Genomic DNA, 2,037 nt, shown 5'->3' on the forward strand with positions numbered 1-2,037 from the left:
CTTCACTCCCGGCGCTCAGTCGCTGCGCTCCTTCGCTCTGGTCGCTCCAGAACGAGACGGGCCCCGAACCACCAAGGCGGACCGGTCGCATGCGGAAAACGGGTGGGGATTGCAGGTGGACGGACTGGCGTCAGCGGGATTCGACCGGCGTTATTAGAGGAGTAGGGGGCTCTGTCGGCGTATCGGAGGTTCCGTCCTGTGCACCGGGGGTCTCGGTCTGAAGGGGTGCCGCGGCCGACCGGGGTTTCGATCGGTTGACCGCATCGGTCAGGAACTTGTCGGTGCAGGCCGAACTCGAACCGGCGGCGAGCGGCACACTACTGCGGCGGCGGGCGAACCAGGTCGCGTGGAATCCGGCGGCCATCGCGGCCAGCAGGGCCAGCACGACGGGTCCGGCGACGACCGGGTGGTCTGCCATATACACCGCGAGATAGCGGTACCCGAGCAGGAGCGTGGCCAGCGTCAGCACGCCGCCGCCGACCAAGCGCACGCGGAACCAGCCCCAGCCGCGTTCCGGTTCCCGCAGTGCCGACTCCACCGTCAGGCAGAGAACCGCGCCGGCGACCAGGTCGACACCGTAGTGATAGCCGAAGCCCAGGGTCGCGGTCAGGGTGCAGAGCAGCCAGAAGGTTCCACCCCAGCGCAACCAGGTAGGTGCGAGGGTGCCGTCGGCATTGCGGCGGGTGTGCAGGAACAGCGCCAGCGCCCACGCCGTATGCATGGACGGCATGCAATTGCGCGGTGCCAGATCGGAGAACAGCAGCGCCTCGGGGCCGCGATCGAGTGGCGGCACGACGGCGGGCCAGAAGTTGCCGACCTGGAAACCGTTACCGTCGGCGCCGTAGACGAACATGGGTCCGACCACCGGGAACAAGATGTACACCAGCGGGCCCACCAGACCCAGCACCAGGAAGGTGCGCACCAGATAGTGGTTCGGCCACCGGCCGCCGCCCACCACGGCCCGCAGCTGCCATACCGCCACCACGATCGCGGCCGCGGGAAGTTCGATATACACCCAGTGCAGTACGGCGTCGGGAATGGGCCCGAGCGCCTGCAGCACCCGGCCCATCACCCAGGACGGATCGCCGAGTGCGTGATCGGCCAGCATCACGTACTCGTCCAGTACACGCGGCCGGACCTCGACGGTGATGTGCAACCAGACATCGCCGACCTTGGTCGCCAGGATCAGCAGGGCTCCCAGTGCGGCAGCACGCAGGGCATTACGCCGCTGCCGGCCCTCCCAGCGCCACCAGGCGAGCAGTGCCAGTCCGGTGAGAACGAGCACGGGACCGTTGCCGACGGTGAACGGGCCGCCCGCGATCACGCGGGCGGTCGCGTAGACGATATCGATCAGCACGGCGGCCCCGAACGCGACCAACCGGTGCCGGTTGTGTATCCCGACCAGAGCGAGCACGAGCCCGGCCCAGGGAACTGTCATGGACTTCGGGGTACCGATGTAGTCACGGGCCACGCTCTCCAGCGGACCCTCGTAACCACGCCACAGGGCCACCAACTGCAAGACGGACAGCAGTAACGGCACGGCGAGGACGGCGAGCACCCGAATCCCCCGTTGCGACGCGGATCGGCGCGACGCGGCTCCAGCTCCCATATTCGGGTCTTCGACTAGCACTCGCTCATCGTAAACGGCACGTGAACGACAGCTCCCCGGGAGTTTGAACAGGAGCGGTCAGCTGTGTTTTTTGGCGGCGGCTGCGGTATCTCGGGATCGAGGCCCGGGGGGCTCGGATCTTGCGGCGGCGGTGGGCTGGACCGTGAAGGTGTGAGGTGAGCCGGACCGTGAAGGTGTGAGGTGAGCTGGACCGCGAAGCATGTGAGCAGGACCGCGAAGGTGACAAGCGGGCCAGTTCGTGAAGGTTCTGTGTTTTTTGGCGCCGCCTGCGGCGGCGCGGGTTCGGGGCCCCTTGGTCTCGTTCTTCACTCCCGGCGCTCAGTCGCTGCGCTCCTTCGCTCTGGTCGCTCCAGAACGAGACGGGCCCCGAACCACCAACGCGGACCGGCCGCATGCGGGAAACGGGG

General features: G+C 67.7%; 1 protein-coding gene. It reads right to left on the reverse strand.

Features of this window, described 5'->3' with window-relative positions; translation table 11 throughout:
• Window positions 1–130: 130 nt before the first annotated feature.
• Window positions 131–1,609: a DUF5933 domain-containing protein gene (locus ABZ827_RS31275; RefSeq protein ID WP_357244701.1), complete on the reverse strand. Its 1,479-nt coding sequence runs from the start codon at window positions 1,607–1,609 to the stop codon at window positions 131–133.
• Window positions 1,610–2,037 lie beyond the last annotated feature (428 nt).

It is taken from the genome of Nocardia sp. NPDC019395 (genome assembly GCF_040632335.1).
Lineage (GTDB): Bacteria > Actinomycetota > Actinomycetes > Mycobacteriales > Mycobacteriaceae > Nocardia.